Origin of the sequence: Lactobacillus helveticus, assembly GCF_046109915.1 — a bacterium.
GTDB classification, from domain to species: domain Bacteria; phylum Bacillota; class Bacilli; order Lactobacillales; family Lactobacillaceae; genus Lactobacillus; species Lactobacillus helveticus.
Window position 1 is genome coordinate 153,415 of sequence record NZ_CP151471.1, and the last position, 18,943, is coordinate 172,357.

The 18,943-nt window shown below is 35.9% G+C and carries 18 protein-coding genes, 1 pseudogene and 1 other annotated feature; of the genes and pseudogenes, 13 read left to right on the top strand and 6 right to left on the bottom strand.

Annotated elements, in window-relative coordinates:
- Positions 1-70: 70 nt before the first annotated feature.
- The 7 genes from AADV52_RS00945 (at position 71) to AADV52_RS00975 (ending at position 6,492) form a co-directional block, all read left to right on the top strand.
- Complete coding sequence (locus tag AADV52_RS00945) at positions 71-421, top strand: winged helix-turn-helix transcriptional regulator (RefSeq protein WP_014918464.1); 351 nt, start codon at positions 71-73, stop codon at positions 419-421.
- A 38-nt stretch (positions 422-459) separates the two neighbouring features.
- Positions 460-667: a binding site (T-box leader), on the top strand.
- Between the two features lie 38 nt (positions 668-705).
- Positions 706-1,755, top strand: coding sequence for a phenylalanine--tRNA ligase subunit alpha (pheS, locus tag AADV52_RS00950; protein ID WP_014918465.1), 1,050 nt, complete (start codon positions 706-708; stop codon positions 1,753-1,755).
- Between the two features lie 3 nt (positions 1,756-1,758).
- Positions 1,759-4,173 carry a phenylalanine--tRNA ligase subunit beta gene (pheT, locus tag AADV52_RS00955; protein WP_014918466.1) on the top strand — a complete coding sequence of 805 codons (2,415 nt, stop codon included), beginning with the start codon at positions 1,759-1,761 and terminating at the stop codon, positions 4,171-4,173.
- Between the two features lie 76 nt (positions 4,174-4,249).
- Positions 4,250-4,726: a transcription elongation factor GreA gene (greA, locus tag AADV52_RS00960; protein WP_014918467.1), complete on the top strand. Its 477-nt coding sequence runs from the start codon at positions 4,250-4,252 to the stop codon at positions 4,724-4,726.
- Between the two features lie 63 nt (positions 4,727-4,789).
- The gene (locus AADV52_RS00965) at positions 4,790-5,704 is read left to right on the top strand and encodes an L-lactate dehydrogenase (protein WP_003627090.1); all 915 of its coding nucleotides are present in this window, start codon (positions 4,790-4,792) and stop codon (positions 5,702-5,704) included.
- Between the two features lie 376 nt (positions 5,705-6,080).
- A complete protein-coding gene (locus AADV52_RS00970; protein WP_254262259.1) occupies positions 6,081-6,227 on the top strand; it encodes a type II toxin-antitoxin system RelE/ParE family toxin in 147 nt (48 codons plus the stop codon).
- A complete protein-coding gene (locus tag AADV52_RS00975) occupies positions 6,196-6,492 on the top strand; it encodes a helix-turn-helix domain-containing protein (protein ID WP_080588348.1) in 297 nt (98 codons plus the stop codon). Before AADV52_RS00970 ends, AADV52_RS00975 begins: the two co-directional genes overlap by 32 nt.
- A gap of 57 nt (positions 6,493-6,549) precedes the next feature.
- On the opposite strand, the gene AADV52_RS00980 is transcribed toward AADV52_RS00975, so the two are convergent.
- Positions 6,550-7,932, bottom strand: a complete 1,383-nt coding sequence (locus AADV52_RS00980) for an IS3 family transposase (RefSeq protein WP_126096231.1) — start codon at positions 7,930-7,932, stop codon at positions 6,550-6,552.
- A gap of 60 nt (positions 7,933-7,992) precedes the next feature.
- The gene (locus AADV52_RS00985) at positions 7,993-8,256 is read right to left on the bottom strand and encodes a bacteriocin immunity protein (protein WP_014918470.1); all 264 of its coding nucleotides are present in this window, start codon (positions 8,254-8,256) and stop codon (positions 7,993-7,995) included.
- Positions 8,257-8,383: 127 nt separating this feature from the next.
- Here AADV52_RS00985 and AADV52_RS00990 point away from each other — a divergent pair.
- The 4 genes and pseudogenes from AADV52_RS00990 (at position 8,384) to AADV52_RS01005 (ending at position 12,789) form a co-directional block, all read left to right on the top strand.
- A pseudogene (locus AADV52_RS00990) lies at positions 8,384-9,519 on the top strand (glycerate kinase).
- 241 nt (positions 9,520-9,760) lie between these two features.
- Positions 9,761-10,504: a PAS domain-containing protein gene (locus AADV52_RS00995; protein ID WP_014918471.1), complete on the top strand. Its 744-nt coding sequence runs from the start codon at positions 9,761-9,763 to the stop codon at positions 10,502-10,504.
- 28 nt (positions 10,505-10,532) lie between these two features.
- Positions 10,533-11,306, top strand: coding sequence for a formate/nitrite transporter family protein (locus AADV52_RS01000; RefSeq protein ID WP_014918472.1), 774 nt, complete (start codon positions 10,533-10,535; stop codon positions 11,304-11,306).
- Positions 11,307-11,388: 82 nt separating this feature from the next.
- Complete coding sequence (locus AADV52_RS01005) at positions 11,389-12,789, top strand: FAD-binding oxidoreductase (RefSeq protein ID WP_014918473.1); 1,401 nt, start codon at positions 11,389-11,391, stop codon at positions 12,787-12,789.
- 71 nt (positions 12,790-12,860) lie between these two features.
- On the opposite strand, the gene AADV52_RS01010 is transcribed toward AADV52_RS01005, so the two are convergent.
- Both AADV52_RS01010 and AADV52_RS01015 read right to left on the bottom strand, forming a co-directional pair.
- On the bottom strand, positions 12,861-13,415 hold the full coding sequence (locus AADV52_RS01010; protein WP_012211741.1) for a cysteine hydrolase family protein: 555 nt from the start codon (positions 13,413-13,415) through the stop codon (positions 12,861-12,863).
- 8 nt (positions 13,416-13,423) lie between these two features.
- A complete protein-coding gene (locus AADV52_RS01015) occupies positions 13,424-14,851 on the bottom strand; it encodes a nicotinate phosphoribosyltransferase (RefSeq protein WP_014918474.1) in 1,428 nt (475 codons plus the stop codon).
- A 340-nt stretch (positions 14,852-15,191) separates the two neighbouring features.
- Between AADV52_RS01015 and AADV52_RS01020 the strand changes: the two genes are divergently transcribed.
- Positions 15,192-15,896, top strand: coding sequence for an NUDIX hydrolase (locus AADV52_RS01020; RefSeq protein ID WP_014918475.1), 705 nt, complete (start codon positions 15,192-15,194; stop codon positions 15,894-15,896).
- A gap of 271 nt (positions 15,897-16,167) precedes the next feature.
- Positions 16,168-16,563, top strand: coding sequence for an iron-sulfur cluster biosynthesis family protein (locus AADV52_RS01025; RefSeq protein ID WP_013854263.1), 396 nt, complete (start codon positions 16,168-16,170; stop codon positions 16,561-16,563).
- 77 nt (positions 16,564-16,640) lie between these two features.
- Here the strand turns inward: AADV52_RS01025 and AADV52_RS01030 are convergent, their stop codons facing one another.
- Positions 16,641-17,816 carry an IS3 family transposase gene (locus AADV52_RS01030; RefSeq protein ID WP_230856764.1) on the bottom strand — a complete coding sequence of 392 codons (1,176 nt, stop codon included), beginning with the start codon at positions 17,814-17,816 and terminating at the stop codon, positions 16,641-16,643.
- A 138-nt stretch (positions 17,817-17,954) separates the two neighbouring features.
- Positions 17,955-18,878, bottom strand: coding sequence for an N-acetylglucosamine kinase (locus AADV52_RS01035; protein WP_014918476.1), 924 nt, complete (start codon positions 18,876-18,878; stop codon positions 17,955-17,957).
- Positions 18,879-18,943 lie beyond the last annotated feature (65 nt).

The window sequence follows — 18,943 nt, forward strand, 5'->3', positions numbered from 1 at the left end:
CAGGTTAAAACAAAAATATAATATATGTTAATATCTTTGTTGAAATTATATGGTTATGGAGGATTTACTTATGCAAGAAGTCAAAGAAAAAAAGGAGAGCGCTCCTTGTAAACCTGAAGACTACGAATTGTGTGGTCACTTTATTAATGCTTTTCAAATAATCGGCAAAAAATGGAATGGCTTAATTATTAGTTCTTTATGTGATACAGAAGATATGCGTTTTAAGGACCTTGCTCGCTGCATTGAGGCATGTTCAGATCGAGTTTTGGTAGAACGACTTAAAGAACTTGAAAAAGATGATATCGTTAGAAGAAGTGTTGATAAAGATACAGGAATTATTTCCTATGGTTTAACTGAAAAAGGGGTAGAACTTAAACCAGTCTTTAATCAAGTACATAATTGGGCCGATAAATGGGCTTAAGGACTTGCAAGAATAAGCAAAAAGAAATATCATAATAGTTAATTACTGAGATCAAGACTAGTAACAGTTAATTATCTGAACAGAGAGTCTTCTTTGATAAGCTGAAAGAGAAGGTAGAATAGTTAATTGTGAATTTCATCTTGGGAGTAGAATCTAATCAATTCCGGTATTTCACCGTTAACGAAAACTTGAGTGTGGGCATAGAATGCCCAAACTAGGGTGGTACCGCGACGCTTCGTCCCTATTGAGGGACGGAGCCTTTTTGTTTTGAAAGGAAAGAATTAATGGACTTATTTGATAAGTTAAAAGAGCTTCATGAGCAAGGTCTTGCAGAAATCAAAAAGGCTACTGATGAACAGACTTTGAATAAAGTCAGAGTTAAATTAGTTGGACGTAAGGGTGAATTAACTAAGATTTTGCACTCTATGCGTGATGTTGCCCCAGAAAATAGACGTGAAGTAGGGCAAAAGGTTAATGAACTACGCGATTTATTTAACAAGCAATTAGACACTACTAAGGCGGAAATTGTTAAGGCAGTTTTAGCTAAGAAGCTTGAAGACGAAAAAATTGATGTTACTTTACCAGGTCGTGAAGGACATTTAGGTTCAAAGCATCCAATCAATATTATTTTGGATGATTTGGAAAGCTACTTCATCGGTATGGGTTATAAAGTAGTGCAAGGTCCCGAAATTGAAACTGATCACTACTGTTTTGAAATGATGAACTTGCCAAAAGATCACCCAGCACGTGATATGCAAGCTACTTTCTATATTGATGGTGAAGACTTGCTTAGAACTCAAACTTCAGGTGACCAAGCAAGAGTGTTGGAAAAGCATGATTTTTCTAAGAGTCCTCTTAAGATGGTTGGTCCAGGTAAGGTATACCGTCGTGATGATGACGATGCTACTCACTCACACCAATTCATGCAAATGGAAGGCTTGGTAGTAGATAAGAATGTCACAATGAGCAATTTAAAGGGTACTCTTGAAATGATTGCCAAGCACGTCTTCGGTCAAGATAGAGCTACTCGTCTTCGTCCAAGTTACTTCCCATTCACTGAACCATCAGTTGAAATGGACGTATCTTGCTTTAACTGTGATGGTAAAGGTTGTCCAATTTGTAAATACACTGGTTGGATCGAAGTATTAGGTGCCGGTATGGTTCATCCTAACGTATTAGAAAACGCTGGTGTTGATTCAACTGTTTACGGTGGTTTTGCCTTCGGTTTGGGATTAGACCGTTTTGTAATTTTGAAGTACGGTATTGACGATATTCGTGATTTCTACACTAACGATGTTCGTTTCTTGAAGCAATTCCGCAAGGAGGAAAATTAATTTATGTTAGTTTCATACAATTGGTTACAAGATTTTCTTAATTTAGATCAAGATCCTCACGACTTAGCTGAAAAGATTACCCGTACTGGTGTTGAAATTGCTGATGTTAAGCACCCAGAAGAAGGACTTAAAAAGCTAGTTGTCGGTAAGGTGCTTGATTGTAAAGGCGTTGAAGGTACTCACTTACATTTAACTCACGTTGATGTTGGTGAAGACGAACCACTTCAAATTGTTTGTGGTGCTCCTAATGTGGCTGCTGGTGAATTGGTTATCGTTGCTCTTCACGGTGCTCGCATTGCTGGCAATGAAAAGATCAAGAAGGGCAAGATCCGCGGCATGGAAAGTTATGGTATGATCTGTGGCCTGCAAGAAATTGGCTTTAGTGACAGTGTTGTACCAGAAGAATTTGCAAACGGTATTTATGTCTTCCCGGAGGATGCAGATGTCAAGCCAGGTCAAGATATTTATAAAGCTCTTGGAATGGACGACTACATTTTAGACTTCGATATTACTCCTAACCGTGCTGATACTTTAAGTATGGAAGGTTCAGCTTATGAAGTTGGTGCAATTGTTGATCAAAAGCCTAAGGTAGAAGATGTTGTCTTAAAAGAAGATGGCCCAGATTGGACAGATACTCTTGATGTCAAAGTTGACGAAAAATTAGCACCTAAGTTTTACTTACGTAAATTAACTGGTGTTAAGATTCAACCATCACCACTTTGGATGCAAAGACGTCTTTGGAACGCAGGTATTCGTCCAATTAACAATGTGGTTGATGTAACTAATTACATCATGCTTTTAACTGGTCAACCAATGCATGCTTATGATGCAAAGACTTTTGCAAATGGTAAGTTTGAAGTTAGATTGGCTAATAAGGGTGAAAAGCTTACTTTATTAAATGAAAAAGAAGTAGACCTTGATCCTAATGATATCGTTATTACTGATGGTGAAAAGCCAGTTATGATGGCTGGTGTCATGGGCGGTCTTAACTCAGAAATTACTGCTGAAACTACTGATGTAATTTTGGAATCTGCAATTTTTGATCCAACTTTAGTAAGAAAAGCTGCTCTTCGTCATGCAAACCGTACAGAAGCTTCTAGCCGCTATGAAAAAGGCGTTAACTGGGATGCAACTGAAAAGGCAATTAACATGGCAGCACTTTTGCTTAGAAACGATGCAAATGCAACTGTAGATGAAGGTATTATTAAGGCTACTGATACTAAACGTAAGCCAGTTGTAGTTAAGACTACTGTTTCATACATTAATTATGTGTTAGGTACTGAAATTAGTGCTAAGGACATGATTAAGATCTTTGATCGTTTAGGTTTCATGGTTGAACATGATGGTGATGATATTGCAGTTCATGTTCCAAATAGAAGATGGGATATTGCTATTCCAGCTGACTTAGTGGAAGAAGCTGGTCGTATTTATGGTTACGATAACTTGAAGTCAACTCAACCACTTTTGGCTGAAACTCACGGTGGTTACTCAGAAAAAGAAGAAATGATGCGTCGCATGAAAGCTATTGTCGAAGGACAAGGCTTGATGGAAGCTATTTCTTACTCATTAACTTCACCAGAAAAGGCAGTTCGTTACACTAAGGATCCTAAGGACTTAGTCAAGGTTCAAATGCCACTTAACTCAAGTCGCTCCGCTATGCGTGAAAACTTGATGACTGGTTTGGTTGATGCGGCTAGCTACAACTTTGCTAGAAAGCAAACTCAATTGGCATTGTTTGAACAAGGTCGTGTTTATGATCATGATGGTGGAACATTTAATGAACATGAACACTTAGCAGCCTTATATTCAGGCAATACTTTTGCAGAAAACTGGCAACACTTGACTCAAAAGGTGGACTTCTACTTTGTAAAGGGACAATTAACCAACTTGTTCACTGCAATTGGTATTAACCCAGAAAAGGTAGTTTATAAGGCTGAAGGTATTGAAGGGATGCACCCAACTAGAACCGCTGCTATTTATATTGATAAGCAATATGTTGGTATGATCGGTATGATTGCTCATGCAGTAACTTTTGCTGACAAGGCTCTTCGCGGTTCAGAACTTTATGGTTATGAAATTAACTTAGATGTGATTATTCCAATGCTTACTAAGGGAATGACTGCAACTCCAGCTCCTAAGTTCCCAGCAATTGAACGTGACCTTTCATTGTTAGTTAACAAAGATGTGACTAACCAAGAAGTTGAAAATGTCATTAAATCTAATGCTGGTAAGTATTTAACTGCCCTTAAGGTGATTGATGTTTACGAGGGTAGTCACATTGAAGTTGGCAAGAAGAGTTTAGCTTACAATTTAACCTTCTTGAATAGAAAAGATACTTTAACTGATAAGGTCGTAAATAATGCAATGGACAAGATCAGAGCAGGTCTTGAAAATGATCTCGATATTAAAGTACGTTAAAGGTTGACTTTAGTGCTGTAAACCAATATCATTGATCAATGCAAAGAGAATTTAATTTCTGAGGAGTTAAAATAATATGCCTGAAAAATCTTATCCAATGACTGCTGAAGGTAAGGAAAAACTTCAAGCAGAATTAAAGAATTTAAAGTTAGTTAAGCGTCCAGAAGTTATTGAACGTATTAAGGTTGCTCGTTCATTCGGTGACTTATCAGAAAACTCTGAATACGATGCAGCTAAGGATGAACAAAGTCACGTAGAAGACAGAATTGCTCAAGTAGAAGACATGCTTAAGTATGCACAAGTTGTTGATGCTGACAGTGTTGATCCTAATGAAGTTTCAGTTGGCAAGACTGTTACCTATACTGAAGTTGGTACAGATGATGCTGAAACCTATACTATTGTAGGTAGTGATGAGTCTGACCCATTGAATGGCAAGATCTCAAATGATTCACCAATTGCACAAGCACTTTTGGGCAAGAAGAAGGGTGAAACTGTATCAATTACCACTCCTGGTGGTCAATTTGACGTTGTAATTAACAATGTTGAAGCATAATAATTGAGAAGAGGAGTTAGGTAAAACTAGCTCCCTTTTTTGTTAGAAAGAAGGTTTTAAAAAATGAGAACAGTAGGAATTATCGGAATGGGTCATGTTGGTGCAACTGTTGCATATACTTTGTTTACTCATGGCATGGTAGATGATTTAATTTTAATCGATAAAAATGAAGATAAAGTAAATGCTGAATACAATGATTTGCACGATACATTAGCTAGAAATGATACTTATGTTAATGTAAGAAAACAAGACTGGGATGGTCTTGAAGATGCTGATATTATTATTACTGCTTTTGGTGATATTGCAGCTTCAGTTAAGACCGGCGATCGTTTTGGCGAATTTGAATTAAATGCTAAAAATGCTAGGGAAGTTGGAGCAGATATCAAAGAATCTGGCTTCCATGGAGTATTGATTAATATTTCTAATCCTTGTGATGCAATTACTCAAATTTTGCAAGAAACTACTGGCTTAAAGAAGAATCGTGTCTTCGGTACTGGTACTTTCCTTGATACTGCAAGAGTACAAAGAATCATTGGTGAAAAATTAGGACAAGATCCACGCAACGTAGAAGGTTTTGTTTTGGGTGAACATGGTTCTTCACAATTTACTGCTTGGTCAACAATTAGAGTTAACAATAAGATTGCTTTCCAATTATTTGGTGAAGAGGAACAAGAAAAGATCAGTGAACAATCAAACAAGAACTCATTTATCGTAGCCAACGGTAAAGGCTACACTAGTTATGCGATTGCTACTTGTGCAGTTCGCTTGGTAAAAGCAGTATTTAGCGACGCACGTTTATACTGCCCTGTTTCAGTGTATAATCCAGAATATAAGACTTACATTGGCTATCCAGCAATTATTGGCCGTGATGGGATTGAAGAAGAAATTGAATTGAAGCTTACTTCAGAAGAAAAAGAAAAACTTGAAACAGCTGCTGATAAGATCAAGGAACACTTAGATCAATTAAAGAAAAAATAAAATATCAATTCAGATAAGAAGACGAGAAGTTACATTGAGTAATTTCTCGTCTTTTTTTAATTTCTCTAAAAAATTTTTTTGCGTAATAAATAGTGGGAGGTAAATTTTAATTCTTATGTATATGAATCTGATAGTATATTTGCTATCATAGAAAGGAAATAATGTGCAAAAAAGCTAAAATTTGAAATGTACGAGCGTTTAAACGGGCATAATGAATTTTATGAGTATTTGAATTCATTGACAGTTAAGGAACAGGCAAAATTGTTATCACTTATTAAGCAAGTAGAGCTTAATGGTATAAGTGTCGCTGTTCAGCAACATTGGATAGGAGTGATTGATTCAGATATAACTTAGGGCTAGATTCTCTAATAAACGGATGAGAGGCTTGTACTTTCACGTAGATGATGGTAAGTACGTAATTACGCATGGTTTTACAAAAACAACTAAAAAGACGCCTCTTCGAGAAATTAAGCATGCTCATGATATAAGAAATGAATATTATGAAAGGAAAAATTATGAGTAAGAGTATTGATGATGTAATTCAAGAAAAAATGAAAAATCCTGAATTTAAAAAAGCATTTGAAAAAGATATGGCTCAGTTTAGTAGCTCAGTTGCACTTTTAAAGGCTAGAGAAGATGCAGGCTTAACGCAACGTGAACTGGCTGAAAAAGCTGGGGTACCTCAAAGTACAGTAGCTCGTATTGAACGTGGATACAGTACGAGTACCAAAACGCTTTCTAAACTTGCAAGTGCAATGAATAAAACTATGAGAATTGTAATTGCATAACAATAAAAAAAGCCCATGACTTCTACAATTTGAACTGAGACCTAAAAATTAGACAGTTTAAAATACAGGATTAATAGAGGCTTGATTCCGATATTCTTTCGGAGTTAAGCCTTTTAATCTGCTCTTTATCCTTTCTTCGTTATAGTATTCAATATATTCTTTAATAGCTTGAGTTAATTCTTGAAGGCTATAGTATTTGTACTCTTGATCGTAAAACATCTCTGTTTTAAGCAGACCAAAGAAGTTCTCCATTAAACCATCATCCATGGAATTGCCTTTTCTAGACATGCTTTGAGTAATGCCCTGAAGTTTTAAGGCACGTTGGTATTGGGGACTCTGATATTGACAGCCTTGGTCAGTATGAAAAGTGCAGTTATTAAGAGCTGTTTCTTTAGTGAAAGCTTTATCAAGCATCGTCATTACTAAATCCATATCTGGATGTTTTGAAATAGAGTAAGCAACTATATCGCCTCCACAACCATCCAAAATAGGCGATAAATATAGCTTTTCACCATTAAGGTGAAATTCAGTGATGTCAGTATGCCATTTCATATTAGGCATTGGCGCAAAGAAATCACGATGAATCAAATTAGGTGCTATTTTGCCAATAGTACCTTTATAGCTCGAGTATTTGCGCTTATTGCGTCTAATGCCCTTAAGGCCTAGTTTATGCATCCAGTAGCGAACTGTTTTTTCAGTAATGTTCCAGCCTTCTTTAATTAGCTGCAGCGCTACTCGGCGATAGCCATAACGGCCTTGATGATGATTAAAGATTTCTTTGATCTTGGCAATAAGCTTAGGACGCTTAGGCTTTTTAGGCTTTCTTTTAATGATCTTGTAGTAAGAGCTTCTGGCAATTATGGGCAGTTCTGGATGCTCAGCGATTGCTTCTAGCACATAGTCCAAGCTGACTTTGAATTCATGCCTTAGATCAGTAATTGCCTTAGCTATTTGTTCTGATCTTTTTCCTGATCCAAGGCCTTCAGTTTTTTTACGTATTCGTTCACAATACGCAATCGCAAGTTTTCTTCTTTCAGCTTTTGGATCTCTTTCTCCAGTTCCTTGCGCGATTTTTGACTCTCTTTGACCACGGGCAGGACGTCCTTTCTGTTTGATAATGACATTATACCCGTTTTCTTTGTATTCTCTAAGCCATTTGTTAAGCATGGCAATGCTTTTGAAGCCTAATTCTAGCGATAATTGAACATCTGACTTAGTACCAAAGATAGCTTGTTCAATTGTTTGTTCTTTAAACTTCTTAGAATAAACCCGCTTTCTAGTATTCAAAATATTTGTTCCATGCATATCAATCAATCTAAGCATGTAATCCAGATTAGCTAAGTTCATTTTATATGCTTTTGACAACTGACTGATTGAGATTTTCTCATCTTTCCATTTACGATAAATTTCTATCTTTTGTTCTTTATTAAATTTAGACATAGTAAAAGACCTAAAAGTGTCTCACTTTTAGGTCTCACTTCATTTCCCAGACATTTTATTTTATATGTCAGATAACTTAAGCATTTCTTTATGTAAATCAAGGACACTATTCGGTGTTTTTTCTTTCCCATGAGAAGTAATGTAGCCGGCTAAAGACTTATCAAGCGCCAATGCAACTCGTTTCATTGGTTTACCAGCATCCCTACGTGCATAAGCTGTATGAAAGATCTGCATTAATTCTGCATTTTGTTTAACCTCTTTGTCATGGTTAACAATATCTCTGATTTTATTTCTAATAATGAATTCTTGATCTTGAGCACTCATAATAATGCCTTCTTTCTATTTTTATTATACCGCTATTCGTATCCGCTTACATGTAAAGATCAAAAATACTTGCAACTCAAGTTCTACATGCTTTAATCTTAAATTAAACAGAAGGGAAGATCGCATTATGACTAAATATGTACTTGCACCAGATTCATTTAAAGAAAGTATGACAGCTAAAGAAGTTTGCGAAGCAATGAGTAAAGGCATTAAAAAGGCCGATCCCACGGCTGATATTATCAGTGTTCCAATGACAGATGGTGGCGAAGGAACAGTTGATTCATTAGTTGATGCCACTCAAGGAGAAAAATACCTGTTGTAGTGACCGGACCTTTAGGACAAAAGGTAAAAACTTATTACGGTTTATTAGGTGATGATAAAACTGCGGTAATTGAAATGACTAAAGCTAGCGGACTCGAGATGGTACCAAAACAAAAACGAAACCCTTTGATTACCACGACTTATGGTACTGGTGAATTAGTTAAAGATGCCCTTAAACAAGGTGTTAAAAAGATTGTTGTTGGTTTGGGTGGTTCTGCGACTAATGACGGTGGAGCTGGAATGGCGCAAGCTTTAGGTATCCATCTTTTAGATAAGAACAATCATGAATTACCTATTGGCGGTGGCGCTTTAAAGCAATTAAGCAAAATTGATACTAATAATCTAATTCCTCAACTAAAAGACTGCAAGATTATTCTAGCTAGTGATGTAACTAATCCTTTAACTGGTCCTAATGGAGCGTCAGCTGTTTTTGGCCCACAAAAAGGTGCTACAAAGGCAATGGTGAAAGAACTTGATAATAATTTACATCACTATGCTAAGATCATTAACCATGATTTACATAAAAATATTGAAAAACTGCCTGGTGCTGGAGCAGCGGGTGGCCTTGGTGCTGGTTTTATGGCATTCACTAATTATGAAATGCATAAAGGTGTTGAAATTGCAATTAAAATTACGAAGCTGGCAGATAAAGTTAAAAATGCTGATTACATTTTTACTGGTGAAGGTGGAACAGATTTTCAAACCAAATTTGGAAAAACGCCTTTTGGAGTAGCACAATTAGGTCAAAAATATCACAAACCAGTTATTTCTTTAGCAGGTTTTTTGGGTAAAGGGATTGATACTTTGTATGACAGCGGTTTTACAGCTTTCTTTAGTATTCTGCCTGGTGCCTGTGATTTACCAACTGCCTTACATAATGGGCCAAAAAATATTACCCGAACTACTGAAAATATTGTTCGTTTACTAAAAATAATTAAATAACAAAAAATATTTTTTTGACTTTTAAAATTTTATCCACAAGTAAAATTTTAAAAACAGATCTCATTTAACCCACTAAAATAGCTTTTTCATTAAAAAACGAGTAAAGAATAACATATTTTGTGAAATTGACCTATGTCAATAAAATATCAAGATTTTTACATTTGCAAGCCCTTACAAGTGATGCTATTTTAATGATGTAGAAATTAAAAAATAACTATTACTATAAAGGGAGATCATAATTATGGCAGAATCAAAATGGTTACAAGATATGAATAGTGATGAGTATTTAAAAGAAGAGTTTAATGCTCAAGGTAAAGCTAAAGCTGGTACCACAGTTGATGGGATTGAAAAAAATGATCCAGATTGGTTAAACAAGGCCGCAAAAAAGGTAAACGCAGCTGAAGGTAACGATTACGTAAAACTTGATGCTGGTCTTCTTACTGTTAACCAATTGAATTGGATGCTTAGAAATACAATTGGTGAAATGACTTTTGTCGATGATAATAATCAATTCTTATGGTACAACCGTCCTCTTGATCCAAATTACAAGATGCTTGCTGGTAGAAAGCCAGAACAAGTAGGTGACACCATGGGAGCTGTTCACCCAGATGTTCGTGATGTCATTCCTGATGCTAAGAAAGTTGTTCATGCTCTTCGCACTAAGGAAAGCGGTCATGATGAAGTTTACATGCCAGTTCCGACCGGTAATTTAAAGAAACTGGTACTTCATTACTATAAGCGTGTTGAAGACGACAATGGCGATTATGCCGGTATTTACGAATGGGTACAAGATTTATACCCACTTGTTAAATATTTCTGTGAAACTACTGGTCAAAAATTAGTTATTGATGAAGATGCTTCTACCGGTGCAACTTACCGGCGCAATTCTGATCCAGATGCTTCATCAGGTGCTTCTACCAAGGCAGCACAAGCAAAGGAAGAGGAAAAGAAGCCAGATACTTCAACTGGTGCTTCACAGCACTAATTAAATAAAAGATGTGGGAGATTTTACAATGTATCAAGAAGCCTTTGCTGGTGCAGCTAATGCAGCCAGCAAAAAATTCAATTTATTAAAAAATAACCCGATGGGTTATTTTTTATTGTCAATTTTAGCCGGAATGTATATCGGTTTCGGTATTCTATTAGCCTTCACAGTAGGAAGTCAGCTAGGGACAAATCCGGCAGCTAACCTTGTTAAAGGTCTTATCTTCGGAATTGCCTTGAGTCTAGTTATCATCCCTGGCGCTGAATTATTTACTGGAAATAATTTTGTCATGGGAGCTGGTCTTCTAGAGAAAAAAGTAAATATCGGTCAAGCAATTATCCTTTGGCTAATTTGCTGGTTAGGTAACTTAGTTGGTGCTGTTTTATTAAGCTGGATTTTTACCGCCTCAGGTCTTGATTTGCCTCTTGTAGCAGCAGCTTTTACTAAAGCTGCCGCAGCAAAAATGTCAGCACCAGCGGTACAGTTAGTCTTACGAGGTATTTTATGTAATATCTTAGTTTGCTTAGCCGTTTGGTCAGGTTTTCAAACTAAAGATGATACTGCTAAATTGATTATGGTTTGGTGGTGCTTGTTAGCTTTCTTCTCATCAGGCTTTGACCCCTCTGTGGCTAATATGACTACACTAGTAGTAGCCTTGATGAATCCAGCTAAAGCAGCAGGAATTATTTCAATAAGCGGCCTTTGGTACAATTTGCTTTGGGTTACTTTAGGTAATATGATCGGCGGAATTGTTTTCGTTGCATTGCCTTACTGGCTAAGCAGCCGGAATAAAAATAATTAATTTAGTCCTCATTTAAGCAAAAACAGTGGTCGTTAAAGATCACTGCTTTTTTATCAAGAAATAAATAAGAGGTGTGACAACAATGGAGCATGAAACACTTACACAAACTGATATTAAAAACTTACGAGAATTTATTGCTAATAAAGAACGGTTCATCACAAAACCAACTGTTCACTGGGATCATGATCAGTTTAAAACAGTCAGAGCAATGCCTGAACTTGTGATTCAGCCAACTACTAATGAAGAGGCTGAAAAAGTAGTTAAGTATGCCAACGATCACCATATCCCAGTAGTCCCTCGTGGTAACTCAACCGGTCTAATGGGAGCCAATCTAACAATACATGGTGGTATTTCTTTAGATATGGTTAAAATGAATAAAATTTTGGCTTATGAGCCTAACAGTTTAACAATGACGGTTCAAGCAGGTATCAGATTAAAAGATATTGAGGAATTCTTGGCTGATAAACCGTTTACGTATATGCCCGCTCCAGCAATGCATTGGGCTACAATTGGTGGTAATGTCAACACCAATGCCGGTGGTCTAAAGGCAATTAAGTATGGTGTAACTAGAGAACATATTCGTAAGTTAAAAGTCGTTTTGGCTAATGGGAAGAGCTACGTTTTCGGAGCAAAAGCTGTTAAATCTTCTTCTGGTTATTCATTAAAAGACTTAATCATTGGATCTGAGGGAACTTTAGGTATAGTGACCGAAGTCACCATGCGTCTTTATCCTCGACCAAAAGAAACGATTAATGCACTAATACCCTTCTCTAGTTTAGAAGATGCTTTAAAATCAGTACCAGCTATTTTAGCTTCTGGCGTAGTACCAACAACTGTAGAATTTATGGGCCGCCAAGTACTAGACTTATGGGAAAAATATGCTCATCAAAAATTCCCTGAAAAAGGTGAAGGCTTCATTATTTTAGGTTTAGATGCTTTTACAAAAGAGGAGATTAAAGCTGAGCTAGAGCAGGCCTTAAAAACTACTACTAGATTTGGTAGTAAACAAGCTGTAATTTTAGAAGCAAGTTCTGAGAAAGCACAACTAATTTGGAAAGCGCGAGAAGAACTCTTGCTTGCTATTCAAAATTCTACTCCTATGGTGGATGAAGTAGATATTTCTGTTCCGATTAATAAAATTCCAGAAGTATTAACTAGAATTGAGGAATTAGAAACAGAAGTTAAAATGAGAATTCCAAGTTTCGGCCATGCTGGTGATGGTAACCTACATATTTATCTTTGTTCTGATAAAGATTCAAAAGATATTTTCGCTCAAAAGAGCAAAAAAGTAATTTCTGAACTTTATAAGAAAGCAAGAGAAGTTGACGGAAACATGTCAGGAGAGCATGGTATTGGTTATGCTCGTCAAGCTTATTTTGAAGATTATTATGGCCAGGATTATACTAATTTGCTTCGTGAGATAAAGAAAGTCTTTGATCCAAACGGAATTATCAATCCTGACAAGATTTTTCCTTTAAAATAGAGCTTTAAACAAAAAGAGTTGATGATCAACAATACATATTGAAAATATTGATCTCAACTCTTTTTTATATTTTAATCAATTATTTTGGCATCTAGGCAAGTCTTAAAATGATTCAACGCCCACTTATGGCCAGTTTCATCAAAACTAGCAACCGCATTTTTATGAACAACCAATTTATAGCATTTATTGTAAGCATCAACGGCCGTATGTAAAACACAAATATCGGTGCAAACACCAGTTAAATGAAGAGTGGTAATCTTTCTTTCCCGCAAAAATAAGTCTAAATTAGTACCGCAAAAGGCAGAATACCTAGTTTTATCAAGCATTAAGACATGATCATTATCTTTATTGTCTTCATACCATTTTTGCAATTCACCATAAAATTCTCGTCCCCAAGTATGACCTAAATTATGAGGAGGGAACAACTTGGTTTCAGGATGATAAGGATTATTCTTAAAGTGCAGGTCAGTTGGAAGAATCACCCATTTATTTTCTTTTAAAAATTGTTCAGCCAATGATACAATTTGCTTCTCTATCTTTTGAGCTGGCAAGCCACAAGTCAAAGAACCTTTATCTGCTACAAAATCGTTAGTATAATCAATGATTAATAAAGCTTCATTATTCATAATTTTACCTACTTGTATTCCGCAATTAATTTCTTTTGTAAATCAGCTAATTTCTTAGTTAGATATACAGGATAATGATCAGGGTTAACTAAGCGCTTAGTTTCTTCAGGCAATTCCGCAATTTGTTCTTTAGCATATTTTTGAATTGCAAAAGTATCTGTTTCAATTGGAGCAGCTTTTTGACCAGCTAATACTTGATGGAGTAATGGACGAGCAGTAAAGTCGGTAAGTGTTACAACATCATTGGTAGCATGAACATCTGAATCAATAGCTGTAATTTTATCTCTTAATTTTTCATCAGCTAACGCAATAATATCAGCGAAAGCATGTTTAGGGTCATTTCTTGAATATAAGCGATAAACTTGTTTATTACCAGGCAAAGTAATCTTTTCTCGGCTATTACTAATCTTGATTTTAGGGACCCATTGGCCTTTGTTTTCAAGAGCGGACATTTTATAAACACCACTTAGTACAGGACTTGATGAACTAGTGATTAAACGTTCACCAATACCAAAGTTATCAATTGGAGCTTCTTCATTAAGTAATGACTTAACAATATGAGCGTCAAGCGCATTGGAAGCAGTAATTTTAACTTCAGATAAACCTGCATCATCAAGCATTTGCCGAGCTTTTTTAGCTAAACGAGTAATATCACCAGAATCAATGCGGATACTTAATGGTCGATGTCCTTGCGCTTTAAGTTCTTGAAATACTTTAATAGCGTTAGGAACACCTGATTTTACAACGTCATATGTATCAACTAGTAGGGAAGCAGTATCAGGATAAATTTTTGCCCATGCTTTGAAAGCAGTGAGTTCATCTGGAAAACTTTCAATCCATGCATGTGCCATTGTCCCAGCTACTGGAATATTAAATTTTTGACCAGCAAGAACATTTGAAGTACTAGTGCAACCGCCAATTACCGCAGCCCGAGCACCATAAGTAGCTGCATCGGGGCCTTGTGCACGGCGAGCTCCAAATTCCATTACAGCTCTACCTTGGGCAGCATGGGTAATTTGCCAAGCTTTAGTAGCAATTAGAGATTGATGATTAAAAATATTTAATACCAGAGTTTCTAAAAGTTGAACTTCAATAAGTGGACCTGAAATTGTCAAAATTGGTTCACGAGGCAATAGAGGAGTTCCTTCAGTCATAGCATTGATGGTACATTTATTTTTAGCATCTTTCAAAAAAGTAAGAAATTCGTCAGAAAATTTATTAAGTGCACGGAGATAATCAATATCTTCCTTAGTAAAATGCCAATTTTTAACTTCTTCAATAATTTGCATTAAGCCAGCACTAAGCACAAAGCTATCTTCATCAGGTGCATTGCGATAAAAGACATCAAAACGTGCTTGCTTGTCATGAGGCAAGGTTTGATAATAGCCATTTGCCATTGAAAATTCATAAAGATCTGTCAACATTTCATGTGACATAATAATAAGCTTCCTATCTATTTAAGTAAAATTTACTTTAATAAGTTCAAATATAAAAGGCTAAGTTACTTTTATTTAACCTGATTATAGTACTTTTTACCTAAACTGCAAGTTAATATTTAACCAGAAAAAAGCAGTGATCAAATTTGACCACTGCTTTTGACTAAATAAATATATGAAGAAAATATAATAAATTGTTTATTACGCTTCTAGGAGGAAGGCTTTTTTGTTCAGCCACATTCATCGTAGTTCTTTTCTTGGCAGATGTTAAATTATATTCCTTTTTTGATTTCATTAAGCTAAAATTTAATTAAGAGACACTAAAATTGGAAGTGAAATTATGCCTGAAAAAATTGTTGCTCGACCTTTAATTACTATTACAAATATTATATGGAGTTTTAATTCCAAGACTCATTTACCACAGATTTTACTTGTCAAAAGAGCTAGTGACCCATTCAAGAAAAGTTGGGCATTGCCTGAAACACTTTTGCGAAGCAACGAGAGTGCCGAAGCTGCTTGTATTCGCTTAATTAAAGATAAGATTGGTGTTTTAATTCCAGATAGTGCAACAGAACAATTAGCTACTTTCACCAATCCTAAAAGAGTAACCGGTGAAAGAGCATTAGCTTTGGCATATATGACCTTTTTACCAATCATGCCCAAGCTTAAAGCTGATTATGGAGCTATTGAAGCACGTTGGTTTTCTTTTAACTTTAAAGAAAAGAAATTCTTTTTAATGAATGATCAAATTAAATTGCAACTTGACGCTAAATCGAAATTAGCTTTTGATCATGCAGAGATCATTAATACAGCTATTCAAAGAATTAACAATAAGCTTGATTATCAACCAACGATTTTACAAATATTAGGTCCAACTTTCACCTTAAGACAAGCACGAGAAGTTTACGCTATTTTTAGACAAACCAGCGTTGATAAAATTGATAATTCTAATTTTAAGAAAACACACAAAAAGATATTCAAGGAAGTCGGAACTGCTTCCGCTAAACGCTCTGGCAGGCCACCAAAATTATTTAAATTAGTGTAGAGCAGGGAGGTAAAAGCTTTTTTTATTTCAATTATCGGATTTATTTTGGTTGTTTTTGAAATTATTCTAACAATCTTTAATCATTACCAGCCAAGCAAGAACCATCCCCAAACCGTTAAGTTTATTTCTTTTCTGGCTTTTATTGTTGGTTTAATTCTTATTTTATCTTCAGTCATTGCTTTCTTTAACTGCTAAAAAGTTAAAATTATTGACTTATGTCAATTTATTCTTTTAAAATCTGACTATGATAATAGTTAGAGAGGTGATAAAAATGGCTAAAATCAAATTTACACAACGGGCATTAGATTATTTAAAAAGAAGAGGTTTGGCAGGACATCCCTTATTATTGATTTGTGATGATGGAGGAGGTAAATACTCTATCAAAGGCGGTGCTTGTTCAATGGGGATGATGTATTCAATTATAAAGCTTGATCACCCCGATAAGGATTACCCCGTTGTTTTGCATAACAATGAGGGAGTAGAAATTTATACTTCTGATTATGATTTGGCTGAATTGCAAGATAACCTTCATTTAGATTATGTTAACTGTGGCTTAGAGTTAAAGAACGATTCCCAGCTTTTAGACGGAAGCGTCATGATCGGCGATGGCCCGGCTTTATTAAAGGCCAATTACCATGTTGTGATGACTGAATCACGAAACTGCTAGTAGATTACTGTAATTGCTAAAGAGAATAATAAGAACTGTTAAGTTTTATTTGAACTGAGACCTAAAAATTAGACAGTTTAAAATACAGGATTAATAGAGGCTTGATTCCGATATTCTTTCGGAGTTAAGCCTTTTAATCTGCTCTTTATCCTTTCTTCGTTATAGTATTCAATATATTCTTTAATAGCTTGAGTTAATTCTTGAAGGCTATGGTATTTGTACTCTTGATCGTAAAACATCTCTGTTTTAAGCAGACCAAAGAAGTTCTCCATTAAACCAGCATCCATGGAATTGCCTTTTCTAGACATGCTTTGAGTAATGCCCTGAAGTTTTAAGGCACGTTGGTATTGGGGACTCTGATATTGACAGCCTTGGTCAGTATGAAAAGTGCAGTTATTAAGAGCTGTTTCTTTAACGAAAGCTTTATCAAGCATCGTCATTACTAAATCCATATCTGGATGTCTTGAAATAGAATAAGAAACTATATCGCCTCCACAACCATCCAAAATAGGCGATAAATATAGCTTTTCACCATTAAGGTGAAATTCAGTGATGTCAGTATACCATTTCATATTAGGCATTGGCGCAAAGAAATCACGATGAATCAAATTAGGTGCTATTTTGCCAATAGTACCTTTATAGCTCGAGTATTTGCGCTTATTGCGTCTAATGCCCTTAAGGCCTAGTTTATGCATCCAGTAGCGAACTGTTTTTTCAGTAATGTTCCAGCCTTCTTTAATTAGCTGCAGCGCTGCTCGGCGATAGCCATAACGGCCTTGATGGTGATTAAAGATTTCTTTGATCTTGGCAATAAGCTTAGCTATCTCTTCTGATTTTTTTCCTGATCCAAGGCCTTCAGTTTTTTTACGTATTCGTTCACAATACGCAATCGCAAGTTTTCTTCTTTCAGCTTTTGGATCTCTTTCTCCAGTTCCTTGCGCGATTTTTGACCCTCTTTGACCACGGGCAGGACGTCCTTTCTGTTTGATAATAAAATTATACCCGTTTTCTTTGTATTCTCTAAGCCAATTGTTAAGCATGCCAATGCTTTTGAAACCTAATTCTAGAGATAATTGAACATCTGACTTAGTACCAAAGATAGCTTGTTCAATTGTTTGTTCTTTAAACTTCTTAGAATAAACCCGCTTTCTAGTATTTAAAATATTTGTTCCATGCATATCAATCAATCTAAGCATGTAATCCAGATTAGCTAAGTTCATTTTATATGCTTTTGACAACTGACTGATTGAGATTTTCTCATCTTTCTATTTACGATAAATTTCTATCTTTTGTTCTTTATTAAATTTAGACATAGTAAAAGACCTAAAAGTGTCTCACTTTTAGGTCTCACTTCAATTTGTAAAAGCCGTGAGCTTTTTATTTATTTTAAATTAACGATCTTCGTGATTAGTGAAGTAACGGTAATCCTTACTCTTATCGAATAATACGGCACGAGCGTTTTCACCATTTGAAATAGAGAAGATTGCATCAGGATATTTATCCTTAACTTCGTCTTCAATGATTCCTCTCATCATTTCGTTGTTAGCTAAAACTGAACCAGTTAAAGCAATCTTCATTGGCTTTGGATCTTCGTAACGATCAAGACCAATGATAATGTCACGAGCCAATAAGTGAGCTTGTCGTTGGATGACCTTAATTGCATCATCGCTACCTTCATCTGCAAGCTTAGCAACGTGAACTGCCATTCCAGCAACTTCAGGATTAGACATTCTGTAGAACTTAGCGGTACATTCATCCATATGTTCTACGCCGAATAACTTAGTAAACATTGGAATAAGTGCGTTATCTTCACGCTTGTCCCAGCTAAGAAGTGCAGATTGCATAGCTGAACGTGCAATAGCGTAACCTGAACCTTCATCACCTAAGATATTGCCGTAACCCCCTACAGCAATTAAGTGACCGTTTTGCAAACCGTTGTAAACTGAACCAGTACCGGCGATAACAAGAGCACCATCATCGCCTTCAAGGCCAGCATAAAGTGCCAAGAGTGAGTCAGTAATAGCACGAGTAGGTAAGTTGTTGATTCTTGATGAAATAGTAGCAGCAACTTCTGGTGCGTTACCAACAACAGAAAGACCAGCAATACCTACTAAAACACGCATGCAGTCGCCGTCAATCTTGTTTAACAATTCATTAATAGTATCGGAGATATTCTTGATTCCGCCTTCGTAATCAGCGTTAATTTGACCTGGACCGCCTTCTGCACGACCAAGTTCCTTGCCGTTTTCGTCATATGCAATGGCAGTTGAGTGAGTACCGCCAGCATCTACACCAATTTGGTATGTAAGAGCCATATTCAAATCTTCTTTCTATTATTAATTTATCCAAATGATAACGTATTCATTTTATTACATTTTTA